25 protein-coding genes and 2 pseudogenes are annotated in these 21711 nt (G+C 65.1%); 13 read left to right on the plus strand and 14 right to left on the minus strand.

Annotated elements, in window-relative coordinates:
* Window positions 1-152: 152 nt before the first annotated feature.
* The 4 genes from OKW52_RS07560 to OKW52_RS07575 all read left to right on the plus strand — a co-directional run bounded on the left by OKW52_RS07560 (window position 153) and on the right by OKW52_RS07575 (window position 4665).
* Complete coding sequence (locus OKW52_RS07560) at window positions 153-1250, plus strand: ABC transporter ATP-binding protein (protein ID WP_264505185.1); 1098 nt, start codon at window positions 153-155, stop codon at window positions 1248-1250.
* 89 nt (window positions 1251-1339) lie between these two features.
* Window positions 1340-2443, plus strand: a complete 1104-nt coding sequence (locus OKW52_RS07565; protein ID WP_127104842.1) for an extracellular solute-binding protein — start codon at window positions 1340-1342, stop codon at window positions 2441-2443.
* A gap of 98 nt (window positions 2444-2541) precedes the next feature.
* Window positions 2542-3807, plus strand: a complete 1266-nt coding sequence (locus OKW52_RS07570; protein ID WP_264505186.1) for an ABC transporter permease — start codon at window positions 2542-2544, stop codon at window positions 3805-3807.
* Between the two features lie 6 nt (window positions 3808-3813).
* Complete coding sequence (locus OKW52_RS07575; RefSeq protein WP_264505187.1) at window positions 3814-4665, plus strand: ABC transporter permease; 852 nt, start codon at window positions 3814-3816, stop codon at window positions 4663-4665.
* A 114-nt stretch (window positions 4666-4779) separates the two neighbouring features.
* On the opposite strand, the gene trxC is transcribed toward OKW52_RS07575, so the two are convergent.
* The 8 genes and pseudogenes from trxC to OKW52_RS07615 form a co-directional block, all read right to left on the minus strand.
* Window positions 4780-5226, minus strand: a complete 447-nt coding sequence (trxC, locus tag OKW52_RS07580) for a thioredoxin TrxC (RefSeq protein ID WP_264505188.1) — start codon at window positions 5224-5226, stop codon at window positions 4780-4782.
* 71 nt (window positions 5227-5297) lie between these two features.
* Entirely contained in the window at window positions 5298-5927 is a 630-nt protein-coding gene (locus OKW52_RS07585; RefSeq protein ID WP_264505189.1) for a trimeric intracellular cation channel family protein, read from the minus strand.
* Window positions 5924-6376: a ribonuclease HI gene (gene rnhA / locus OKW52_RS07590; RefSeq protein ID WP_264505190.1), complete on the minus strand. Its 453-nt coding sequence runs from the start codon at window positions 6374-6376 to the stop codon at window positions 5924-5926. The genes OKW52_RS07585 and rnhA overlap by 4 nt, the downstream gene beginning before the upstream one ends.
* Window positions 6369-6950, minus strand: a complete 582-nt coding sequence (locus OKW52_RS07595; RefSeq protein ID WP_264505191.1) for a class I SAM-dependent DNA methyltransferase — start codon at window positions 6948-6950, stop codon at window positions 6369-6371. The genes rnhA and OKW52_RS07595 overlap by 8 nt, the downstream gene beginning before the upstream one ends.
* On the minus strand, window positions 6947-7558 hold the full coding sequence (locus OKW52_RS07600) for a LysE family translocator (protein ID WP_264417173.1): 612 nt from the start codon (window positions 7556-7558) through the stop codon (window positions 6947-6949). The genes OKW52_RS07595 and OKW52_RS07600 overlap by 4 nt, the downstream gene beginning before the upstream one ends.
* The gene (gene ispH / locus OKW52_RS07605) at window positions 7555-8490 is read right to left on the minus strand and encodes a 4-hydroxy-3-methylbut-2-enyl diphosphate reductase (RefSeq protein ID WP_264417296.1); all 936 of its coding nucleotides are present in this window, start codon (window positions 8488-8490) and stop codon (window positions 7555-7557) included. Before ispH ends, OKW52_RS07600 begins: the two co-directional genes overlap by 4 nt.
* A gap of 208 nt (window positions 8491-8698) precedes the next feature.
* Window positions 8699-9091 carry a YqaA family protein gene (locus tag OKW52_RS07610; RefSeq protein ID WP_264417175.1) on the minus strand — a complete coding sequence of 131 codons (393 nt, stop codon included), beginning with the start codon at window positions 9089-9091 and terminating at the stop codon, window positions 8699-8701.
* Between the two features lie 43 nt (window positions 9092-9134).
* A pseudogene (locus OKW52_RS07615) lies at window positions 9135-9732 on the minus strand (LabA-like NYN domain-containing protein).
* A 133-nt stretch (window positions 9733-9865) separates the two neighbouring features.
* Here OKW52_RS07615 and folK point away from each other — a divergent pair.
* The 8 genes from folK to acpS all read left to right on the plus strand — a co-directional run bounded on the left by folK (window position 9866) and on the right by acpS (window position 16083).
* On the plus strand, window positions 9866-10438 hold the full coding sequence (folK, locus tag OKW52_RS07620) for a 2-amino-4-hydroxy-6-hydroxymethyldihydropteridine diphosphokinase (RefSeq protein ID WP_264505192.1): 573 nt from the start codon (window positions 9866-9868) through the stop codon (window positions 10436-10438).
* 103 nt (window positions 10439-10541) lie between these two features.
* Entirely contained in the window at window positions 10542-10898 is a 357-nt protein-coding gene (rpoZ, locus tag OKW52_RS07625; RefSeq protein WP_127104832.1) for a DNA-directed RNA polymerase subunit omega, read from the plus strand.
* Window positions 10899-10922: 24 nt separating this feature from the next.
* Window positions 10923-13070, plus strand: coding sequence for a RelA/SpoT family protein (locus OKW52_RS07630; protein ID WP_264505193.1), 2148 nt, complete (start codon window positions 10923-10925; stop codon window positions 13068-13070).
* A 16-nt stretch (window positions 13071-13086) separates the two neighbouring features.
* Window positions 13087-13734, plus strand: coding sequence for a DUF2062 domain-containing protein (locus tag OKW52_RS07635; RefSeq protein ID WP_264417180.1), 648 nt, complete (start codon window positions 13087-13089; stop codon window positions 13732-13734).
* Window positions 13731-14474, plus strand: a complete 744-nt coding sequence (locus OKW52_RS07640) for a pyridoxine 5'-phosphate synthase (RefSeq protein ID WP_264505194.1) — start codon at window positions 13731-13733, stop codon at window positions 14472-14474. The genes OKW52_RS07635 and OKW52_RS07640 overlap by 4 nt, the downstream gene beginning before the upstream one ends.
* A 32-nt stretch (window positions 14475-14506) precedes the next feature.
* The gene (locus tag OKW52_RS07645; protein ID WP_264417182.1) at window positions 14507-15130 is read left to right on the plus strand and encodes a LysE family translocator; all 624 of its coding nucleotides are present in this window, start codon (window positions 14507-14509) and stop codon (window positions 15128-15130) included.
* A gap of 79 nt (window positions 15131-15209) precedes the next feature.
* On the plus strand, window positions 15210-15671 hold the full coding sequence (locus OKW52_RS07650; protein WP_264417183.1) for a hypothetical protein: 462 nt from the start codon (window positions 15210-15212) through the stop codon (window positions 15669-15671).
* Window positions 15672-15681: 10 nt separating this feature from the next.
* Complete coding sequence (acpS, locus tag OKW52_RS07655) at window positions 15682-16083, plus strand: holo-ACP synthase (RefSeq protein ID WP_264417185.1); 402 nt, start codon at window positions 15682-15684, stop codon at window positions 16081-16083.
* A 245-nt stretch (window positions 16084-16328) separates the two neighbouring features.
* Here the strand turns inward: acpS and lexA are convergent, their stop codons facing one another.
* The 6 genes and pseudogenes from lexA to mobA form a co-directional block, all read right to left on the minus strand.
* Window positions 16329-17024, minus strand: coding sequence for a transcriptional repressor LexA (gene lexA / locus OKW52_RS07660; protein WP_264505195.1), 696 nt, complete (start codon window positions 17022-17024; stop codon window positions 16329-16331).
* An 89-nt stretch (window positions 17025-17113) separates the two neighbouring features.
* Complete coding sequence (locus OKW52_RS07665; protein WP_264505196.1) at window positions 17114-18289, minus strand: molybdopterin molybdotransferase MoeA; 1176 nt, start codon at window positions 18287-18289, stop codon at window positions 17114-17116.
* The gene (moaC, locus tag OKW52_RS07670; protein ID WP_264505197.1) at window positions 18286-18777 is read right to left on the minus strand and encodes a cyclic pyranopterin monophosphate synthase MoaC; all 492 of its coding nucleotides are present in this window, start codon (window positions 18775-18777) and stop codon (window positions 18286-18288) included. The genes OKW52_RS07665 and moaC overlap by 4 nt, the downstream gene beginning before the upstream one ends.
* Window positions 18774-19574 (minus strand): indole-3-glycerol phosphate synthase TrpC, encoded by an 801-nt coding sequence (gene trpC / locus OKW52_RS07675; protein ID WP_264417188.1) that lies wholly within the window; start codon window positions 19572-19574, stop codon window positions 18774-18776. Before trpC ends, moaC begins: the two co-directional genes overlap by 4 nt.
* Before the next feature lie 71 nt (window positions 19575-19645).
* Window positions 19646-20485 carry a hypothetical protein gene (locus OKW52_RS07680; protein WP_264417189.1) on the minus strand — a complete coding sequence of 280 codons (840 nt, stop codon included), beginning with the start codon at window positions 20483-20485 and terminating at the stop codon, window positions 19646-19648.
* Window positions 20482-21064: pseudogene (mobA, locus tag OKW52_RS07685) on the minus strand (molybdenum cofactor guanylyltransferase MobA). The gene OKW52_RS07680 and the pseudogene mobA overlap by 4 nt, the downstream one beginning before the upstream one ends.
* A gap of 66 nt (window positions 21065-21130) precedes the next feature.
* Here mobA and OKW52_RS07690 point away from each other — a divergent pair.
* Window positions 21131-21646: a DUF2478 domain-containing protein gene (locus OKW52_RS07690; RefSeq protein ID WP_264417191.1), complete on the plus strand. Its 516-nt coding sequence runs from the start codon at window positions 21131-21133 to the stop codon at window positions 21644-21646.
* Window positions 21647-21711 lie beyond the last annotated feature (65 nt).

A 21711-nucleotide genomic window follows, 5' to 3' on the forward strand; every position in this document is an offset into this window, starting at 1 on the left:
ATTTGTCGCCTTTGACCCTGCCGATGTGGCCGTTCCCCGATAATGGGTTGAAATACGGTCGGTGCCTTGCTTTAACTTGAAGCACCAATAATGCGTAAAAATATACGCAAACACACATAAAAAACAAAAACTTCCATCAGGGGGAAGCATACGTGTCTCAAGCCCGCGCCGACGGATTCGTCGTCTTTGATCGCGTGCAGAAAAGCTATGACGGCGAGATCCTCGTTGTCAAAGATCTGAACCTCAGTATGCCCAAAGGTGAATTTCTCACCATGTTGGGCCCGTCGGGCTCGGGCAAGACGACTTGCCTCATGATGCTCGCAGGCTTCGAGACCGCCACGCATGGCGAAATCCTTCTCGACGGCAAGCCCATCAACAACATCCCGCCGCACAAGCGCGGGATTGGCATGGTGTTTCAGAACTACGCGCTTTTTCCGCACATGACGATTGCTGAAAACCTGTCCTTTCCCCTGGAAGTGCGGGGCCTTGGCAAGTCCGAGCGCGAAGCCAAGATCACCCGCGCGCTGGACATGGTGCAGATGGTCAGCTTTGCCAACCGCCGCCCGGCCCAGCTGTCTGGCGGCCAGCAACAGCGCGTCGCTCTGGCGCGTGCGCTGGTGTTCGAGCCCGAGCTGGTCCTGATGGACGAACCGCTGGGCGCACTGGACAAGCAGTTGCGCGAACACATGCAGTTCGAGATCACCAATCTGGCGCATACGCTGGGCATCACCACGGTCTACGTGACGCATGACCAGACCGAGGCGCTGACCATGTCGGACCGCGTCGCCGTGTTCAACGACGGCCGCATTCAGCAGCTTGCGCCGCCCGAGGATCTGTACGAACGTCCCGAAAACAGCTTCGTTGCGCAGTTCATTGGCGAAAACAACAAGCTGGACGGCGTGGTCGAAACCATCAAGGGCGAACATTGCACCGTCCGTCTGGACGACGGCACGCTGGTTGATGCGCAGCCGGTGAACGTCAGGTCGGTCGGCGAACGCACCCGCGTGTCGATCCGGCCTGAACGGGTCGAATCCAATCCCGAGCGTCTGCATCCCGATGCCCATCTGGTCGAGGCCGAGGTGCTCGAATTCATCTACATGGGCGACACGTTCCGTTTCCGGCTGAAAGTGGCCGGTCGCGACGATTTCGTCATGAAATACCGCAACGCGCAAGACCAGCGCAGGCTTGCGGCGGGCGACAAGATCCGCATCGGATGGCGCCCAGAAGATTGCCGCGCGCTCGACGCCTGAGGGCAGGGCGCACAGGTATCTCTTGCCGTCTGGGCCCGCAGGACGGTTTGCGACAACAGCGGGTAAGTTCGACTAGGGAGAATAATAAAATGAAAATCACCACCGTTCTGAAAGGTGCTGTTGGCATCCTTGCACTGAGCGCCGGTAGCGTCGCTGCCGAAGACATGACCATCGTTTCCTGGGGCGGCGCCTATCAGTCGTCGCAGACCAATGCCTATTTCACGCCTTACCTGGCCATGCATTCGGACATCAACATCATCACCGACGAAAGCTCGGCCGATGCGGTTGCGCGTCTGCGGGCGATGACCGAAGCGAACAACGTGACCTGGGATCTGGTCGACGTTGAAGCCGCCGACTCGCTGCGTCTGTGCGATGAAGGTCTGGCGATGCCGATCAACCACGACGAGCAGCTGGCTGCTGCGCCCGATGGCACGCTGGCCTCGGTCGACTTTGGCCCGATGATCGTGTCCGAGTGCTTTATCCCGCAGATCGTCTTCTCGACGACCTTCGGCTATCGCACCGACATGGTGCCCGAGGGCGTCGATGCCCCGACCGACGCCTGCGCGGTCTTCGATCTGGAAACCTATCCGGGCCGCCGTGCGCTGAACCGTCGTCCGGTCGGCAACATGGAATGGGCGCTGCTGTGCGACGGCGTGCCCTATGAAGAAGTCTACGCGATGCTGGAGACCGAAGAAGGTCTTGAGCGCGCGTTCGCCATGCTCGACACCATCAAGGACGAGACGATCTGGTGGTCGGCTGCCGCCGAAGTGCCGCAGCTGCTGGCCGATGGCGAGATCTTCATGGGCTCGACCTATAACGGTCGTCTGTTCTCGGCGATCGCCGAGCAGGACCAGCCGATCGGCATGGCCTGGGGTTACCAGATGCTCGACATTGACGGTTGGGTCGTTCCCGCCGGTCTGCCCGAGGATCGTCTGGCCCGCGTGATGGACTTCCTCTACTTTGCGACCGACACCCAGCGTCTGGCCGATCAGGCCAAGTACATCTCGTATGGTCCGGCCCGTGCTTCGTCGGCACCGCTGGTGGGTCAGCATGAAACGCTGGGCATCGAAATGGCCCCGCATATGCCCACCGATCCGGCCAACATGACCGGTGCCTTCGTGACCAACTACCTGTGGTGGGCTGACTATCGCGACGAAATCGACGCCCGCTTCCAGGCTTGGCTGGCTCAATAAGATCTTGAGGGCCGGCCCCATCCGGGGCCGGCCCTTCGCATTGACCAGACCGGCTTCCCGCACAAAGACGGGGACCGTCACCTCAGGGGGACGACGCGATGACCACCGATACCGCCAGCCAGGACATGCGCGGAGGCGAGCCGCTCAAGCGCTCGCTGGGCCGCGCGCTCAGACGCCAGAAGGCCCGCGCCTTGCTGCTGATCGCCCCTTTGCTGATCTTCATCTGCCTGGGTTTCCTGATGCCCATCGCTTCGATGCTGTTCCGCTCGGTCGAGAACGGCATTGTCGAGGACATCCTGCCCAACACCGTTTCGGCGCTGGATGTCTGGGACGTTGACAGCCCCGAACTGCCGCCCGAAGCCGTGTTCCGCGCGCTGGTCGAGGACCTGCAGGTCGCCATCCCCGAGCGCACGGCGCTGAACGTCGCGCGCCGGATGAATTTCGAGGCTGCGGGCTTTACCACCATGGTCCGTCGCGCCCAGCGGGAAGTGCCGGACTGGGATCTGCAAACCGATGGCCCGTTCCGCGAACGCATGATCGATCTGCACCGCGACTGGGGCGATCTGGATACCTGGCGCGCGCTCAAGGCCTATTCCAGCACGCTGACCGGCGGGTATTATCTGGCGGCGGTCGATTACACGATGGTCTCGGGGCATATCGAGCCGATGCCCGACAACCAGTCGCTGCATCAGATGCTGTTCTGGCGCACCGCGTGGATGTCGGGGCTGATCTGCTTTCTGGCGCTGCTGCTGGGTTATCCGGTCGCGTTCTTGCTGGCGAACATCAAGGAGCGCAACGCCAACCTGTTGCTGATTCTGGTGCTGCTGCCGTTCTGGACCTCGCTTCTGGTGCGGACGTCGTCATGGAAGGTCCTGTTGCAGGATCAGGGCGTGATCAACCAACTGCTGGTTTCGGCGCATATCATTGCGGATGACAGCCGGTTTCAGATGGTGAACAACAAGTTCGGCGTGATCATCGCCATGACGCATATCCTGCTGCCCTTCATGATCCTGCCGCTCTATTCGGTGATGAAGACCATCCCGCCAACCTATGTCCGTGCGGCGAAATCGCTGGGTGCGAATGACTGGACGGCGTTCTGGCGGGTATATTTCCCGCAATCCATCCCCGGTATCGGCGCGGGCGCGATCCTCGTCTTCATCATGGCCGTTGGCTATTACATCACGCCGGAACTGGTGGGCGGCCCCTCGGGGATGTTCATCTCGAACCGGATTGCGCACCAGTGGTATGTCTCGGGCAACTGGGGTCTGGTGGGCGCGCTGGGCACGATCCTGCTGGTCGCGGTGATGGTGCTCTACTGGGTGTATGACCGTGTGGTCGGCATCGACAACGTGAAGCTGGGGTAATCAGACATGGCACTTCCCATCTATGCGACGCCGCTGCAACGGGTCTGGTACTACGCGTTCCGGGTGATCTGCGGGCTGATCTTTTTCTACCTGATGTTCCCGATCCTGGTGATCATTCCGCTCAGCTTCAACGCGCAGAACTACTTTACCTTCACCACCGAGATGCTGGCGCTGGACCCGGCGGGGTATTCGCTGCGCCATTACGTCGATTTCTTCACCAACCCCGACTGGCAACTGGCGACGCGCAACTCGTTGACCATCGCGCCGATGGCGACACTGATTTCCGTCAGTCTGGGCACATTGGCCGCGATTGGCCTGAGCCAGAGCCACGTCCCCTTCAAACGCGCGATCATGGCGATCCTGATCTCGCCGATGATCGTGCCGCTGATCATCTCGGCGGCGGGGATGTATTTCTTCTTTTCCGCCATCGGCTTGCAGGGCACCTATTGGGGCGTCGTGCTGGCCCACGCGATCCTGGGCATTCCCTTCGTCATCATCACCGTGACGGCAACGCTGGTCGGTTTCGACCGCTCGCTGACCCGCGCGGCGGCGTCGATGGGGGCGGGGCCGCTGAAGACCTTCTTCAAGGTTCAACTGCCGCTGATTCTGCCGGGGGTGATTTCGGGCGCGTTGTTCGCCTTCATCACCTCGTTCGATGAGGTGGTGGTGGTGATCTTCGTCGGCTCGGCGGCGCAGCAGACGCTGCCGTGGCAGATGTTCCTGGGGCTGCGCGAACAGATCTCGCCGACGATTCTGGCAGTGGCGACGCTGATGGTGGCGCTGTCGATCATCCTGCTGGCGACGCTGGAAGTGCTGCGGCGGCGCAATGAGAGGATGCGGGGCATGAGCCCGGGGTGAACGGCGGGATCGAGGGGGCTGCGCGCCCCCTCGAGCTCCCCTCGCCAAAGGGGCCCACGGGCCCCTTTGGAAACCCCGTGGATACTGAGAGACAGAAAATGCGCAGGCCGGGGATCAGCCGACGCGCTTGAGATTTTCTTCCAGGAACCGGATCAGGTCAGTGGCCGGGCGGGCACCGGCAAGCCGGGCGACTTCACGGCCGCGGTGGAAGAGGATGAAGGCCGGGATGCCGCGGATGTTGTAGCGGACGGTGGCGTCGGGGTTCGACTGGGTGTCGATCTTGGCGAGCCTGACGCGGGGCGAGAGTTGTCGCGCGGCCTTTTCAAACTCGGGGGCCATCTGGCGGCAAGGGCCGCACCACGGGGCCCAGAAGTCGACCAGCAGCGGCAGGTCATCGTTCTTCGCCATCTTTTCCAGCGTCTTGAGGTCGAGCTTCGCGACTTTGCCGTCGTTGAGCGCATGGCCGCAGATCCCGCATTTGGGCGCGGCCGAGGCCTTGTCGGCGGGGAACTGGTTGGTCTGGCCGCAGTCTGGGCAGGTCAGGCGGATCTTGCTGGACAAGGGGAGCCTCACGCATTCATCGGGTTGAATGTGATGTGGGGGTGTGGGGCGGGCGAGTCAAGCCCCGGTGGTTACATGCGGTTGCGCGGCGGGCGGGATTTGTAGACCGGGAGCTTCCAGCCGAAGGCCATGGAGCCTGCGCGCAACAGGAAGGTCACCACGGCACAGGCGAGCAGGGCGAGGGGCGTCGGCCCGATGGCAAAGCGGACGGCGAGTGCAACCAGCGCACCGGCGAAAGCAGCGGAGAGGTAGAGTTCGCCCTGACGCAGCACCAGCGGCACCTCGTTGCAGACCACGTCACGCATCAGTCCGCCAAAGGCCCCGGTCATCATGCCCATGATCACCACCACGGCGGGGCCATGGCCGAGGTTCAGCGCAACCCCGACCCCCGCAGGGACGGCGACGGCCAGGGCGCCCGCGTCCAGCCAATCAATGGCCCGGCGGCGATTCTCCAGCAGATGCGCGGTGAAGAACACCAGCACGGCAGCTACGCAGGCGGTGCCGATGTACCACGGGTTGGCGATCCAGAAGACCACCTCGCGGTTCACAAGCAGGTCGCGGACCGTGCCGCCGCCCACCGCCGTCAGCGAGGCGATGAACAGAAAGCCGAGCAGATCGAGCTGCGCGCGGCTCGCCACCAGTGCACCGGTCAGCGCGAAGATAAAGACCGACAGGTAGTCGAGGACCACCAGCAGGGTCATGGCTTAAAAGGGGCCATGCCGGCGCGGGCCAGTTCATCGGCGCGCTCGTTCTCGGCGTGGCCGGCGTGACCCTTGATCCATTTCCACGTTACCTGATGCTGCTTTTGCGCGGCATCAAGGCGTTGCCAGAGTTCGACATTCTTGACCGGCTGCTTGCTGGCGGTCTTCCAGCCGTTGCGCTTCCAGCCGTGGATCCATTGGGTCACCCCGTTCTTCACATAGGCCGAGTCGGTGGTGATGGTCAGCTCGGTCGGCCGGGTCAGCGTTTCGAGCGCCGCGATGGCCGCCATCAGCTCCATGCGGTTGTTGGTGGTGTCGGCCTCGCCGCCCTGAAGCGTGCGCTCCTTGACGACGGTATCGTTCTCCATGGCGCGCATCAGTACGCCCCAGCCGCCGGGGCCGGGGTTTCCGCTGCAGGCACCATCGGTCCAGGCGTAGAGTTCAGGCATGGGACAGGATCAGTATTCCAAGGTCTTCGCTTCCCGAGAGGCCGGTGTCGCGGCGCTCGATGGTCGAGACGAGGGTGAAGCCAGTATCGGCGAGTCGCGCGTGCAGCGCGTCGCGGGTGTAATAGGTGTAAAAGCGACCCAGCGCATCGCGTTTTTCACCCGCGCCCAGTTTGAGACCCAAAAAGAACAACCCCTTGGATTTCAGCGCGGCATGGATCGCAGCCAGATGGCCGGGCAGGGCGGCGCGCGGCGCGTGGAGCAGGCTGAAGCTGGCCCAGACCGCATCGTAGCGCTCGGTCAGCGGGTCATCGAAAGTGGCGAGCCGGGCTGGCAGGCCCTGAGCCCGGGCCAGCGACACCATCTGGGGCGAGGCATCGACGGGATCGGGGTTGAGCCCGGCGGCGGCCATGCGGGCCGAGTCGCGGCCCGGGCCGCAGCCCAGATCGAGCACGCGGGCGCCGGGGGCGAGGCGGGCAATGAAATCGGTCAGTTCCGGCGCGGGATGCGCGTCGGCCATCGCGGCATAATCGGCCGCGCGCTGGTCATACACCGACAGGGTTTGCGCGTCGCTCATGCGCGCTCAAAAGCCAGGCGTGCCCCCAGCGCCGCGAAGGAGGCGGCAAAGGCGCGCCGCATCCAGGTCATCGCGCGCTCGGAGCCCAGCACGCGGCTGCGCAGCCAGCCAGCGGCAAGGGCGTAGAGCAGGAAGACGGCGGCCGTCATGGCGACAAAGCCGAGGCCGAGCTGGACCAGCAGGGCGGTGGCATGGGGATCACCGGCGGGAATGAACTGAGGCAGGAAGGCGACGAAGAACATCGGCAGTTTGGGGTTGAGGATGTTGAGGAGGATGCCGCGCCCGATGAGCGACAGCGGCGAGCGCTGGGTGGCGTCGGGCTGGACCTGCAATGCTCCGCTGCCTTGCAGCGTGCCCCAGGCCATCCAGAGCAGATAAGCGACGCCGAGGTATTTGATCGTGGTGAACAAGAGCGCCGAAGTTTGCAGCACCGCTGCCAGCCCTGCCAGCGCAAAGCCCAGATGCACCGCCGTGGCCAGCGTACACCCCAGCACCGCCCAAAGCCCGGCGCGCAGGCCGCGGCCCAGCGTGGTCGAGAGCGTGTAGATAATGCCGACGCCGGGGGCGAGGCAGACGATGAAGGCGGTCAGCAGGAACTCGGGGCTCATGCGGGCACTCGCAGCACGCGGGGGACTTTGAATTCGACGTTCTCGACGGCGGTTTCGACGATTTCCTTGGTCAGATCATAGCGCGCGGCGAAGGCGTCGATGACCTCGTTGATCAGCCGTTCAGGGGCCGAGGCGCCGGCGGACAGGCCGACCGAGGTGATGCCGTCGAGGGCGCGCCAGTCGATTTCATCCGCGCGCTGGATCAGTTGGGAATACGCGCAGCCTGCGGCGCGGCCCACTTCAACCAGACGCTTGGAGTTCGAGGAATTGGGCGCGCCGATCACCAGCAGCGCGTCTATCCTGCCCGCGATGGCCTTGACCGCCGCCTGGCGGTTGGTCGTGGCGTAGCAGATATCTTCTTTATGAGGGCCGATGATGGCCGGGAAGCGCGCGTGCAGGGCGGCGACGATATCGGCGGTGTCATCGACCGAGAGGGTGGTCTGGGTGATGAAGGCCAGCTTGGCCGGATCGCGCGGGGTGATGGTGGCGACATCGGCGACGGTCTCGACGAGCAGCACTTCGCCGTCGGGCAGCTGGCCCATGGTGCCTACGGTCTCGGGGTGGCCGGCGTGGCCGATCATCACCATCTGCAAGCCGTTTTCCGAGTGGCGCTCGGCCTCGATATGGACCTTGGAGACCAGCGGACAGGTGGCATCGACAAAGGTCATGTTGCGCGCCTGCGCGGCGCTGGGGACGGATTTGGGCACACCATGCGCGGAAAAGATCACCGGGCGGTCGTCCGGGCATTCATCGAGTTCCTCGACAAACACCGCGCCCTGATCGCGCAGACTGTCGACGACGAATTTGTTGTGCACGATCTCATGGCGCACAAAGACCGGCGCGCCCCATTTGGCGATCGCCAGCTCGACGATCTTGATCGCGCGGTCAACGCCCGCGCAAAAGCCGCGCGGGGCGGCGAGATAGAGGGTCAGGGGGCTTGGTCATGGGCGTCTCCGTCTGCATGTCAGAGGTAATCCGTGAGGGCCGTGAGGTCCAGCGTTTCGGGGCGAAAGCCGGGGGGCTGCCGCGCCGACGTTTCCTGTAGGTGCGGGGGGCTGCCGCCCCCGGGCCCCCTGCTTCAAGGGGGGAGCACGCTCCCCCTTGAAAATTCCCCGTGGATATTTTCGGACAGAACATGGGTCAGCCGAACAGGCCGGCGGTGATCAGTGCGAGGGCAATGTAGCGGCCGGTCTTGGCGATCGCCACGAGAAGGGTGAACTGCCACAGGGGGGTGCGCATGGCACCGGCCATGACGGTGGTCAGGTCGAGGACCGGGAGCCATGACAGCAGGAGTGTCCATATCCCCCAGCGGTCCCACCAGCGCTGAGCCTTGGCGAACTGGGCGTCGGGCACCTTGAGCCAGCGATGCGCCCCGGCGGTTTCCAGACGCAGTCCCAGCCAGTAATTCACGAAGGTGCCCAGCGTGTTGCCGAGCGAGGCGACAACAACCAGCAGCCACGCGGGGGCCATGCCGGCGACTTGCAGCCCGGCGAAGATCAGTTCGGATTGGAAGGGCAGGACTGTCGCCGCCACAAAGGCGGCGGCGAAGAGTCCGGCGAGCGCTGCGATCAGAAGGTCAGTCCTGCGACGGGGAGGTTTCGTCCTCGGCGGCTGCGTCTTCACGCGGGCGAACGTCACGCGGTTCGCGCGGCGGGCGGCCGATCACGTCGCGCAGCTCGTCCAGCTCGATGAAATTGTCGGCCTGACGGCGCAGCTCGTCGGCGATCATCGGCGGCTGCGAGCGGATGGTCGAGACGACCGAAACGCGCACGCCCTGACGCTGCAGCGATTCCACCAGCGGGCGGAAGTCGCCGTCCCCCGAGAACAACACCGCGTGATCGAGCCGGGGCGCGATTTCCATCGCGTTCACGGCCAGTTCGATGTCCATGTTGCCCTTGACCTTACGGCGGCCCATGGAATCGGTGTATTCCTTGGCGGGCTTGGTCACCATCGTGTAGCCGTTGTAGTTCAGCCAGTCGATGAGCGGGCGAGATCGGCGAATAATCGTCGTTCTCCAGCAAGGCGGTGTAGTAGAAGGCGCGCAGCATCTTGCCGCGGCGCATGAATTCCTGACGCAGCAACTTGTAGTCGATGTCAAAGCCAAGGGCCTTGCCGGCGGCAAACAAATTGGCACCATCGATAAACAGCGCGAGGCGCTCATCCTTGTAAAACATCACTGTTCCTTTCAAAATCGCTGCGTAATTAAAAGAAACGACACCGCGCCCGGAGAGCTGGCAAATTGATTTTGCCGATTAACTGGGGCGGTTTGGTTGCCAAAAACGATACGAACCAGATTGGACAATACGAGTGACCCCTGCGCACCGCAACCCGTTCCTCTTGGCCTTGGGCAGCAATATGTCACACGACATGACATCCAACACCAACTTACTTAATGACGCGATCGACAAGATCAAGCGGGCCGGGGTTGTAACCCTGCGTCGCAGCCGGAGTTTCGCCACCCCCGCTTTCCCCGCCGGTGCTGGCCCCGATTTTGCCAACGCGTGCCTGCTGGTCGAGTCTGATCTGACGCCCGAAGCGCTGCTGGCGCTGCTGCATCAGATCGAGGCCGAGATGGGCCGGGTGCGGATCAAACGCTGGGGTCAGCGGGTGATTGACATTGATCTGCTGGCGGCGGGCGGGCAGGTGCTGCCGGACCGCGATACCGTCGAGCACTGGATGGCGCTGCCGCCCGAGCACCAGGCCCGAGTCGCGCCCGAGCAGCTGATCGTGCCCCATCCCCGGCTGCATCAGCGCGGATTCGTGCTGGTTCCCCTGGCCGAGGTGGCGCCCGATTGGGTGCATCCCTTGACCGGGCAGAGCGTGAGGACGATGTTGGAGGCACTGGATCCGGCGGAAATTGCCGAGATCAGGCCGATTTGACCGCAACAAGCGCCGTTAAGCGGCCTCGTGCGCTTGTCATCTGGGGGAAATGCCGTTACACGCCACAGGCTGATCCTCCCCTTTGCCGCAGATGGAGTGCTTCATGGCCCGCGTGACGGTCGAAGATTGCGTTGATAAAGTACCGAACCGGTTCGAGCTGGTAATCCTTGCGGCCCATCGTGCGCGGGAGATCGCCGCTGGCGGTCCGCTGACGATTGACCGCGACAATGACAAGGACCCGGTTGTGGCCCTGCGCGAAATCGCGGACGAGACGCAAGGGGCCGAGTCCCTGCGCGAGCGTCTGATCGAGAGCATGCGCACCCAGAACGAGGTCGACATGCCGGAAGAAGACGACATGGCCTCGCGGATGAGCAGCCAGGCTGATCGTCCGCAGCTGGATGACCTGACCGAAGAGCAGATGCTGCGCCAGCTGGTTGCCGCACAGATCGAGCAGGACTGACCATGAATCGGGCAGGGTCGCGACGTGATCACGCCCGATGATCTGGTTGCGTTAATCCGCAATTATAACCCGACTACCGACGAAGCCCTGATTCGCCGTGCGTGGACGTATGGCGATGACATGCATAAAGGGCAGATGCGCCATTCGGGTGAGCCGTATTTCACGCATCCCGTGGCCGTTGCCTCGATCCTGACCGAGATGCGGCTGGATGATGCGACGATCATCACGGCGCTTTTGCACGACACCATCGAGGACACGCGCTCGACCTATACCGAGGTCCAGCACCTGTTCGGTCACGAAGTGGCCGAGCTGGTCGATGGCGTGACAAAGCTGACCAACCTGCAGCTGTCCTCCGAAGCCAAGTCCAAGGAACCCCAATCGGCGCAGGCCAAGCAGGCCGAGAATTTCCGCAAGCTGTTGATGGCGATGTCGCGCGATCTGCGGGTGATTCTGGTCAAGCTGGCCGACCGGCTGCACAACATGCGCACGATCCGCTCGATGCGGCCCGACAAGCAGGCGCAGAAGGCCCGCGAGACGATGGAGATCTACGCGCCGCTCGCTGGCCGCATGGGCATGCAGTGGATGCGCGAAGAGCTGGAGGATCTGGCGTTCCGCGTCCTCAACCCCGAGGCGCGCAACTCGATCCTGCGCCGTTTCATCACCCTGCAGCGTGAGACCGGCGATGTCATCGCCCGGATCACCGCCGACATCCGGTTCGAGCTGGAAAAGGCCGGGCTGGACGGCACGGTTTATGGCCGCGCGAAAAAACCCTATTCCGTTTGGCGCAAGATGCAGGAGAAGGAACTTACCTTCAGCCGCCTGTCGGACATCTATGGGTTCCGCATCATCGTTGACCATGTGCACGAATGCTACGATGTGCTCGGCCTGATCCACCAGCGCTGGCGCGCGGTGCCGGGGCGGTTCAAGGATTACATCAGCCAGCCCAAGACCAACGGTTATCGCTCGATCCACACCACGGTGTCGGGACGCGATGGCAAACGGGTCGAGGTGCAGATCCGCACCCGCGAGATGCACGAGGTCGCCGAGGCGGGCGTGGCCGCGCATTGGTCCTACAAGGACGGCATGCGCGCGGTGAACCCCTTCGCCATTGATCCGGCGAAATGGATCGAAGGGCTGACCGCGCGGCTGGATTCGACCGAGGATCACGATGAATTCCTCGAACATGTCAAACTGGACATGTACGCCGATCAGGTCTTTTGCTTCACGCCCAAGGGGGATGTGGTGCAGCTGCCCAAGGGCGCGACGCCGCTCGATTTCTCCTATGCGATCCATACGCGGCTGGGCAATGCCACCGTCTCGGCCAAGGTCGACGGGTTGCGCGTGCCGCTGTGGACCCGGCTGCGCAATGGTCAGCAGGTCGAGATCATCACCGCCGACGGCCAGCGCCCGCAGAATTCGTGGATCGAACTGGTCCACACTGGTCGCGCCAAGGCCGCGATCCGCCGCAGCTTGCGCGAGGAAGACCGCGAGCGCTTCATCAAGCTGGGCCGTGAACTGAGCCGCGTCGCGTTCGAGCGGGTCGGGCGGCGGGTGACGGAAAAGGCGCTGGACACGGCGGGGCGGGCCCTGGGTCTGCGCGGGCCGAATGAGTTGTTGGAGAAGATCGGTGCCGCCGAAATCAGTGCGCGCGCGGTGATCCAGCAGCTCTATCCCGAAACCGCGACGATGGTTGAGCCCGAGGTTGACGGCGCGCGTCCTGTCGTCGGGCTGGAGCCGGGGGTACAGTTCCGCCGCGCGCTGTGCTGTCAGCCCGTGCCGGGCGAGCGGATTGTCGGCATCACCTATCGCGGCAAGGGCGTTGTTGCGCATACCATCGACTGCGGCGCGCTGGCAGCGCTGGAAGATCAGCCGGAACGCTGGATTGACCTGCATTGGCTTGAGGGCAAGCACGCGGCAGTGCATGGTGTCCGTCTGGAACTGACCATCACCAACAGCGCCGGGGTTCTGGGCCGCGTCTGCAGCCTGATCGGTGAACAAAAGGCCAATATCTCGGATCTGCATTTTCTGGATAAAAAGCCTGACTATTTCCGCATTTCGGTCGAGATAGACGTCTCTGATGTGGAACATCTTCACAGGATCCTGACCATCCTTTCGGCTGAAAGTGATGTAGCCCAGGTCTTCCGAGCCCGCGACCTGACTCGCCAACCCTGAACCCGGACCCTAGCGCGTGATCTTCAAGCGGCGAGACACCAGACCCCTGCTGCGAACGATCGCCGAATTCTTCTGGCCGCGTGGCGGGTGGCGGCGGGCCTCGACCTATGTTCTGCACCGCATGCGCCGCCTGCCGGATTCGCCCGAGCGGATCTGCCTTGGCATCGCCGCCGGGGCGTTTGTGTCCTTCCTGCCGCTCTATGGTCTGCATTTCCTGACCGCCGCGCTGGTGGCCTGGATCGTGCGCGGCAATATTCTGGCCGCGCTGCTGGGCACATTCTATGGCAATCCGATCACCTTTCCGATCATGGCCGTCAGCGCGCTGGAATTGGGCCACTGGCTGCTCGGCACCGGCGCGATGGTCAGCTTTACCGAAGCGATGGCGGCCATCGGGCGGGCCAGTGGCGAGCTGACGCATAACCTCTGGGCGCTGTTCACCGGCGGACAGGTCCACTGGTTCCGCTTGCAACTGTTCTTCTGGCGGGTATTCCTGCCCTATATGATCGGCGGCGTGATCATCGGGGCCCCCGCAGCCGTCGCGATCTACTTCTTGCACCTCCCGCTGGTGCGCGCCTATCAACGCGGCCGCGCCAAGCGCCTGAAAGCCCGATTTGAAGCCGCGCGCCTACGCCAGCGCACGCGGGAAGCCGGAGACGAGACATGACCACCCCCCGCCAACGGTTAGGCGTCAACATCGACCACGTCGCCACCCTGCGCAACGCGCGCGGCTCGGCCTATCCTGACCCGGTGCGCGCTGCCCTGATCGCCGAGGCGGCGGGCGCCGACGGCATCACCGCCCATCTGCGCGAAGACCGTCGCCACATCCGCGACGCCGATATCGACGCGCTGATGGACGCGCTGAGCGTGCCGCTGAATTTTGAGATGGCGGCAACCGCCGAGATGCAGGCAATCGCCCTGCGCCATAAACCGCACGCCGTCTGTCTGGTCCCCGAAAAGCGCGAAGAGCGCACGACCGAGGGGCTGGACGTCGCCGGCGATGCGAACCGCCTGACCGGCTATATCGCCGCGCTGACCGACGCCGGCAGCCGCGTGTCGCTGTTCATCGGCCATGATGCACGCCAGATCGAGGCGGCAGCGCGCGTCGGTGCGCCGGTGATCGAGTTGCACACCGGGGCCTATTGCGATCTTGTCGCCGACGGGCAGGCCGAGGCCGCAGCGCAGGAGCTGGCCGGGCTGCTGGCGGGGGTGACGCTGGCCAGCGCGTTGGGGCTTGAGGTCCACGCAGGCCACGGGCTGAGTTACGCCACCGTTTCGCCCTTCGCCGCGACGCCGCAGATCCGCGAGCTGAACATCGGGCATTTCCTGATCTCCGAGGCGGTGTTCATGGGACTCGACCCAGCAATCCGCGAGATGCGCCGCCTGATGGACGCTGCCCGCACCTGATCCTTTCCGCCCGAGGTTTCCCCGAGGTTCCCATGTCCCTGTCCGAACTTCTGCCCATCCTGATCGGCTGGGTCATCGCCATCTCGTCCCCCGGTCCGGCCACGCTGGCCCTGACCGGCACGGCGATGGAGGGTGGCCGCGCGCGCGGGCTGGCCGTCGCGCTGGGGATCGTCACGGGCTCTGCGGTCTGGGCGCTGATCGCGGGCATGGGGCTGGGGGCGGCGATGATGAGCCACGCCTGGGCTGTTGATCTGCTGCGCTATGTCGGCGCGGGCTATCTGGCATGGCTGGCGTTTCGATCCGCGCGTGCCGCCCTGCGCCCCGGCGACGCCGTCGCGCGGTCGGCGGGGGTTGAAACCCTGCGCCATGCCTGGGCCCGCGGCGCGCTGATCCACCTGACCAACCCCAAGGCGGTGCTGTTCTGGGGCGCGATGTTTGCCGTGGTCATCCCGGCGGACGCGCCGGTCTGGGTGCTGTGGCAGGTCGGGTTGGCGTGCCTTGCGACCTCGACGCTGACGATGTCCACGATGGCGCTGGCCTTTTCCGCCCGTCCGGTCGCCGCCGCCTATCTGCGGTTGCGGCGCTGGTTTGACGGGGCGTTTGCGGTCTTGTTCGGCCTGGCCGCGCTCAAGGTGCTGACGGCCCGGCTGGCATGAGATCACGCTTGCGCGCGGCCGGTTGAGTTGTCTGCGGCCTTGGCGGATGATGGTATCCTTCATGGTTGAGGAGAAATTTATGCGTAAAGCTTTCATCGCTGCCGCCTGCTGCCTCCTGCCGCTAAGCGCCACGGCGCAGGTTATTGCTGACTGTGATTGGGTCGGTAGCCCAGCCAATATTTTCGAACCCTGGGATACCCATTCGCGCAGCTTCGCCAATGGGGCGATCCGCGTGGCGCTGCTCGACACCGGCGGCGAACCCGCCTGCTGCTCGCGGCATCTGCTGATCCTGTCACCGTCGGGGGATGGCTCGGACGAACCGATCTTCCGCCAGTGCCGCGTGGCGTCGGCTCAGGTGAACAGCGGTTTTTATGACGTGGATGTGCCGGGGATCACCGCCAGTTATGACCCGGCCAAGGGGCTGCTGCTTTCGGTTCCTGTCGGGCACTGGCACGAAGGGGTCGAGGCTGGCCGCCCGCCGATCGTCGAGCGGATGGAGATCCGTATCAACCAGTCAACCGGAACGGTTGCGGTGGAATGAGGGCCGTCGCGTGATCCTGGGCATCGGTACCGATCTGGCCAATATCGAGCGTATTGCCGGCACTCTGGACCGCTTCGGCGACCGGTTCCGCCACCGCGTCTTTACCGATCTGGAACTGGCCAAGGCCAACCGGCGCAAGGACGAAGCGGGCACTTTGGCCAAACGCTGGGCAGCAAAGGAAGCTTGCTCGAAAGCGCTGGGGACCGGGTTGGCGATGGGGATTTCGTGGAAAGACATGGGGGTGGTCAATCGCCGCGGCGGACAGCCGACCATGCTGCTGACCGGCTGGGCTGCAGAACGCCTCGCCGCGATGACCCCGGCTGGGTACGAAGCGGTTGTCCATGTGTCCTTGACGGATGACCACCCCTGGGCGCAAGCCTTTGTGGTTATCGAGGCTCGACCGGCCGGCTAGGCGCGGCGCGCGACCCCATCGAGGGGTCGCGCGCCGCGCTGGGCTGCCGCCCAGACCCGCTCGGGAGGATTTTCCATCCTCCCGAACCCTCCTGGAGGATATTTAACAGAGCAAAGAGGGACGTTAACGAAAGGTTAACCGCGCTTTCTTTGCTCTTCAAATATTCTCGGGGGGTGAATTCGCTGAAAGCGAAGAGGGGGCAGAAGGCCCCCTGGCGCCCTGGCCCGGAGGCACAAGAAGGGCGGTCAATAACTGCGGATCAGCCCGACAAGCCGGCCCTGCACCTCGACCTGATCATCGCGCAGCATCCGCGTTTCATACGCCGGGTTCGCCGCCTCGAGCGCGATCATTCCGCGCAGACGCCGGAAGCGTTTGAGCGTGGCTTCCTGCCCTTCAACCAGGGCAACGACGATGTCGCCGTTATCGGCCGAGGTCTGCTCGCGGATCACCACGATATCGCCATCATGGATTCCGGCTTCGATCATCGAGTCGCCGCGCACTTCCAATGCGTAATGTGTGCCCGTGCCGGACAGCATCGAGCCCGGTACCGAGACATGGTGCGAGATTTCCTGAATCGCCTCGATCGGCGTGCCGGCCGCGATGCGACCCATCACTGGCAGGTCCATCGCATAGCTTTGCTGCACCGCCATTGCACGGGCCGGCGCCGGAGAGGGCGTCGGTTTCGCGCCGCCTTCGATCACCCGCGCCACATTGCGCGGCTGTGCGGTGTCTGGCATGCGCAGCACCTCGATGGCGCGGGCGCGGTGGGCGAGGCGGCGGATAAAGCCGCGTTCCTCCAGCGCTGTGATCAGCCGGTGGATCCCCGATTTCGAGCGCAGGTTCAGCGCGTCCTTCATTTCGTCGAGCGACGGCGGCACACCGTCGCGCCGCAGCCGGGCGTCGATGAGTTCCAAAAGCTCAAGCTGTTTGCGGGTCAGCATCGCGTCCTCCAGCAGTCAAACGTCAGGCGTTTAGCCACTGTTCTACGCTTGTTCCCCTTTTGTGTCAATCGTGATGTCGCAAAAGCGCCTTACAGCGGCAGCACCGGCACCATCTCGCCCGCCTTGCGGGGCCGGTCACCCAAGGGCCGTTCCAGCAGCGCGTTGGCGTCTGACAGCACACTGAGCAGCGAGCTGTCTTGCCGCGCATAGGGCGTGACGCTGTCGCCGTCCAGCCGCGCGCGCATGAAATGCGTCCGTGGTCCCGTCGGTCCCACGTCTTGCGCCAAGCGGGCCGAGACGCGCTTGGGCTGCACATCCTCCAGCCCCAGCCAGCGTTTGACCATCGGCACCAGAAACAGATGCCCGGTCACGATGGCCGAGACCGGATTGCCCGGCAGCCCGAGGTAGGGCACGGCCCCCAGCGATCCCGCGATCAGCGGTTTGCCGGGGCGCATCGCCAGTTTGTAAAAGGCGCGTTCCAGCCCCAGCCGTTCGCCGACCCGGCCAACCAGATCGTGATCGCCGACCGAGGCCCCGCCGATCGTCACCGCGATATCGGCCTTGAGCATCTCGGCCATCGCTGCGGCCAGTGCGTCCTCACGGTCGGGGGCGATGGGCAGTATGATCGCCTCGCCGCCCGCCGCATCGACCATCGCTTTCAGCGCAAAGACATTCGAGGCGATGATCTGGTCGCGGCCCGGCGTCTGACCGGGCAGAACCAGTTCGTCGCCTGTCGCCAGCAGCGCCACCCGCGGGCGCCGGGCGACGATCACCTCGGGGATGTTCATCGCGGCCAGCAGGGCAAGGTCCGAGGGGCTCAGCCGACGCGGCGCTTCCAGCTCGAAATCGGCCGGAAAGTCAGCGCCAGCCGGGCGCACGTTGGGGCCTGAGCCGAGGTTGGGCTGCAGGGTGATGCGGCCCCCCTCGCGCAGGACATCCTCTTGGATGACCACGTGATCCGCCCCCGCAGGCACCGGCGCGCCGGTGAAGATGCGCAGCGCCTGACCCGGGCTGAGCGTGCCGTCCCAGCCATGCCCGGCGGCCGCTTCACCGACAACCTCGAAGCTGGCACCCACGGCAACCTCGGCATCGCGGACCGCGTAGCCGTCCATCGCCGCCGAAGCAAACGGCGGCTGCGCCCGAAACGCCCGCGGCGCACGGCGCATCACACGGGTATGCGCGGCGACAAGCGGGACGACGTCCAGCGCATCGGTCGGGGTGACCAGATCGAGGCACAGCGCCTGCGCTTCATCGACGCCGATCATTGCGGCCCCCGCTCATACGTGCCCGACTTGCCGCCCTCTTTGCGAAGGACGGCGATGCCGCCGATTTCCATGGATTTTTCCACGGCCTTGAGCATGTCGTAGACGGTCAACGCTGCCGTCGAGGCCGCCGTCAGGGCCTCCATCTCGACGCCGGTCTGGCCGGTGGTCTTCACCTCGGCCGTGATGCGGACGCCGGGCAACTCGGGGTCAGGGGTCAGGTCGACCGAGACCTTGGTGATCGGCAGCGGGTGACAGAGCGGGATCAGCTCGCTGGTTTTCTTGGCTGCCATGATCCCTGCCAGCCGCGCCACGCCCAGCACGTCGCCCTTCTTGGCGGTGCCTGCGATGACATGGGCCAGCGTCGCAGGGAGCATGACCACATGCGCGCAGGCGATCGCGGTGCGCGACGTGACCGGCTTGTCGCTGACATCGACCATCAGCGCGCGGCCTTCGGCGTCGAAATGGGTCAGGGCGGGGGGCTGGGTCATGCGGGCACCGGGTCGGCCAGCAGCGCACGGGTGGCGGCAGTCACGTCGTCCTGCCGCATCAGGCTTTCGCCGATCAGGAAGCAGCGCGCGCCGTGACCTGCCATGTCCGCCAGATCATTCGGCGTAAAGAGGCCGCTTTCGCTGACCAGCATGCGCCCGGCGGGCACGCGGGCGGCCAGCGTGCGGGTGGTGTCGAGCGTGGTCTCGAAGGTGTTCAGGTTGCGGTTGTTCACCCCGATCATCGGCGATTTCAGCGCCAGCGCGCGGTCCAGCTCGGCCCCGTCATGGACCTCGACCAGAACATCCATCCCCCAGCCGAAGGCCGCGTCTTCCAGTTCAGCCGCCTGCGCATCGCTGACCGAGGCCATGATCACCAGAATGCAATCGGCGCCCCAGGCGCGGGCTTCGGCGACCTGATAGGGGTCGTAGAGGAAATCTTTGCGCAGGCAGGGCAGGGTGACGGCCGCGCGTGCCTGCATCAGGTAGTCGGGCGCGCCCTGAAAGCTGGGGGTGTCGGTCAGGACGGACAGGCAGGTCGCGCCCCCCGCCTGATAGGCCTGCGCCAGCGCGGGCGGGTTGAAATCGGCACGGATCAGGCCTTTGGACGGGCTGGCCTTCTTGATCTCGGCAATCAGCCCATAGCCGGTGGCCGAAGCGGCCGTCAGCGCCCTGGCAAAGCCGCGCGGGGCGTCGGCGGCGCGGGCGTCGCCTTCGATCTCGGCGAGGGGGCGCGCGGCTTTCGCGGCGGCGATTTCCTCAAATTTGTAAGCCTTGATCTTGTCGAGAATGGTCGCCATGGCGTGGCCCTCCTTGCTTGGCCCTGACTAGCGCCTGACGCTGGCGTTGAAAAGCCGCGTTTGCGGGTCGCTCAGATGAGGGCGTCGCGCAGGGCCTTTTCGTGGCCGAGGCCGAGGATCCAGCCCTCCTCACGAATGCGCGCATCGTCCGGTGTGGTGAGGAGCGTTTTCAGGTCGGCTTGCCGGGCCAGCGCGCGGGCCAGAAGCGTGACCTGCATGCGGTCCTTGACGCTGCCGGGGCGCAGGCGCGCGGTGACCTCGGGGCCAAGCAGCGAGGGGAAGACCTCGGCCAGCACAACCGGGGCGCTGAGCGGCTCAAAGGGCCAGACGGCGATCTGGCCGGGGAAGGCGGTGCGCAGCCGGTGCAGGACCGGCAACCCGGTCAGGATCTGCGATCCGACTGCCCCCGCGCCGCCCAGTTTCCACGGCGATTGCGCGCCTTTGGCGGTCTCGTCGGCCAGACGATGCTCGGCAAAGGGGGTGCCGTGGCGGGTGCTGCCTTTGTGCGGCAAGTCGGGAAAGGGCAGGCGCGTGGGGTTGAACCAGAAGGGCCCGAGGCCGGGCAGGCGGGCGTTGATCTGCGCGGCCAGCGCGATGCGGTTCGAGCGGTTTTGCGCATCGTCGTGCAGGTTGCTGGCCAGCCAGTCCCAGACGGCCAGCGCCTCGGCCCGGCCGGTCAGGGCCTGCGCGAAGCCAGCGGGATAGCCAAAGGCGAAATCGGCACCGATCAGCAGGGTCTCGCGGCGGGCGAGGGTGGTCTCGACCAGAGCGCAGAGTTCATCGAACGCCTCGGCCCGCGTGCATGGGTTGGTGGCGGTGCCGTCGTCCAGCCCCAGCCAGATCGAATCCTTGCCCCGGCGTGGTGTGTTGGCCGCGGACCAATCGAGGATGGCGATGCGGTCGAAGGTCACAAAAGCGCCTCGGCGGCGCGCAGATCTTCCGGTGTGTTGATGTTGAAGAACGGGTCAGGCAGAGCGTCAAACGGCACCGCCACCGCGCCGTGCTCGGCAGCAAAGCGCCCGACCTTGTTCTCACCACGCGCCAAGGCCTCGCGCAGCGCCTCACGCAAGCGCACCGGCCACAGACCCACCGTCGGATGCTGCCGCAGCCGCCCGTCGAGACAGGCTGGCCGCCAGCGCAAACGCCCCGGCCCCCGATAGACGCGCCACCAGATCCACCGGCAGGAACGGCGTGTCCCCCGCGACGCACAGCACCGCCTCGGCCCCCAGCCCATGCGCCCAGTCCATCCCCGCCAGCACCCCGGCCAGCGGCCCCGGAAACCCCGCCACCGGATCGGCCAGCACCGGCAGCCCAAAGCCCGCAAACCGCGCCGGATCGCCATTCGCGCTGATCGCAACCGCGCCGACCTGCGGCCCCAACCGCCCCAGCACATGCGCCAGCAGGGGCCGCGCGCCCAAGCGCAACAGCGCCTTGTCCCCGCCGCCCATCCGCGTCGCCCGCCCGCCTGCCAGCACAATCCCTGCGATCATCGTCTGCCTTTCGCGCCTTGTCGCTTCAGGCTATCAGGGCAGCAAGGCACCACAAGGGGGCAGGCCATGGCAGCGCTGGGATACGTGATCGGCGGGGCGCGCGGCGCGGGCGACAAGCTGCTTGCCGCCGTGGCCGAGCGGCTGGGTGCCGAGGGCTGGCCGCTGGCCGGGGTCGTGCAGATCAACACCGACCGGGCCAGCAGTGCGGACTGCGACATGGACCTGCGTGTGCTGGGGCGGTCTGAGCGTATCCGCATCAGCCAGCAGCTCGGGTCAGGTTCGCGCGGGTGTCGGCTGGACCCCGAAGGCCTGCAAACCGCCGTCGGGCTGGTGGAAACCACGATGTCCCCGCCGCCGCGCCTGCTGATCCTGAACAAATTCGGCAAGGCCGAGATCGAGGGCAGCGGCTTTCGCGCCCTGATCGGCGAGGCACTGGCGCTGGACGTCCCTGTCCTGCTGGGCCTCAAGCCGCTGAACCTGCCGGGCTTCGAGGCATTCGCGCAAGGATTGGCCGAGGTTTTGCCCGGCGATCTCGAGACCGTGCTTGACTGGTGCCGCACGCAGGCCGCTGCAAAAATCTGATCGGCGCAGCCCTTGACCTTCCAGTTACGGGAGCCTCCATATGAGAGAGGACCGATAAAAGGAGG

This window comes from Pararhodobacter zhoushanensis, assembly GCF_025949695.1.
Taxonomy (GTDB): Bacteria; Pseudomonadota; Alphaproteobacteria; order Rhodobacterales; family Rhodobacteraceae; genus Pararhodobacter; species Pararhodobacter zhoushanensis_A.

Excerpts from the sequence above, each read along its gene's own strand:
- OKW52_RS07565 (WP_127104842.1), top strand. The coding sequence starts at position 1,340 with ATGAAAATCACCACCGTTCTGAAAGGTGCTGTTGGCATCCTTGCACTG.
- OKW52_RS07570 (WP_264505186.1), top strand. The coding sequence starts at position 2,542 with ATGACCACCGATACCGCCAGCCAGGACATGCGCGGAGGCGAGCCGCTC.
- OKW52_RS07575 (WP_264505187.1), top strand. The coding sequence starts at position 3,814 with ATGGCACTTCCCATCTATGCGACGCCGCTGCAACGGGTCTGGTACTAC.
- OKW52_RS07585 (WP_264505189.1), bottom strand. The coding sequence starts at position 5,927 with ATGACCCTGCTGGTGGTCCTCGACTACCTGTCGGTCTTTATCTTCGCG.
- rnhA (WP_264505190.1), bottom strand. The coding sequence starts at position 6,376 with ATGCCTGAACTCTACGCCTGGACCGATGGTGCCTGCAGCGGAAACCCC.
- OKW52_RS07595 (WP_264505191.1), bottom strand. The coding sequence starts at position 6,950 with ATGAGCGACGCGCAAACCCTGTCGGTGTATGACCAGCGCGCGGCCGAT.
- OKW52_RS07600 (WP_264417173.1), bottom strand. The coding sequence starts at position 7,558 with ATGAGCCCCGAGTTCCTGCTGACCGCCTTCATCGTCTGCCTCGCCCCC.
- rpoZ (WP_127104832.1), top strand. The coding sequence starts at position 10,542 with ATGGCCCGCGTGACGGTCGAAGATTGCGTTGATAAAGTACCGAACCGG.
- OKW52_RS07640 (WP_264505194.1), top strand. The coding sequence starts at position 13,731 with ATGACCACCCCCCGCCAACGGTTAGGCGTCAACATCGACCACGTCGCC.
- OKW52_RS07645 (WP_264417182.1), top strand. The coding sequence starts at position 14,507 with ATGTCCCTGTCCGAACTTCTGCCCATCCTGATCGGCTGGGTCATCGCC.
- OKW52_RS07650 (WP_264417183.1), top strand. The coding sequence starts at position 15,210 with ATGCGTAAAGCTTTCATCGCTGCCGCCTGCTGCCTCCTGCCGCTAAGC.
- lexA (WP_264505195.1), bottom strand. The coding sequence starts at position 17,024 with ATGCTGACCCGCAAACAGCTTGAGCTTTTGGAACTCATCGACGCCCGG.
- OKW52_RS07665 (WP_264505196.1), bottom strand. The coding sequence starts at position 18,289 with ATGATCGGCGTCGATGAAGCGCAGGCGCTGTGCCTCGATCTGGTCACC.
- moaC (WP_264505197.1), bottom strand. The coding sequence starts at position 18,777 with ATGACCCAGCCCCCCGCCCTGACCCATTTCGACGCCGAAGGCCGCGCG.
- trpC (WP_264417188.1), bottom strand. The coding sequence starts at position 19,574 with ATGGCGACCATTCTCGACAAGATCAAGGCTTACAAATTTGAGGAAATC.
- OKW52_RS07690 (WP_264417191.1), top strand. The coding sequence starts at position 21,131 with ATGGCAGCGCTGGGATACGTGATCGGCGGGGCGCGCGGCGCGGGCGAC.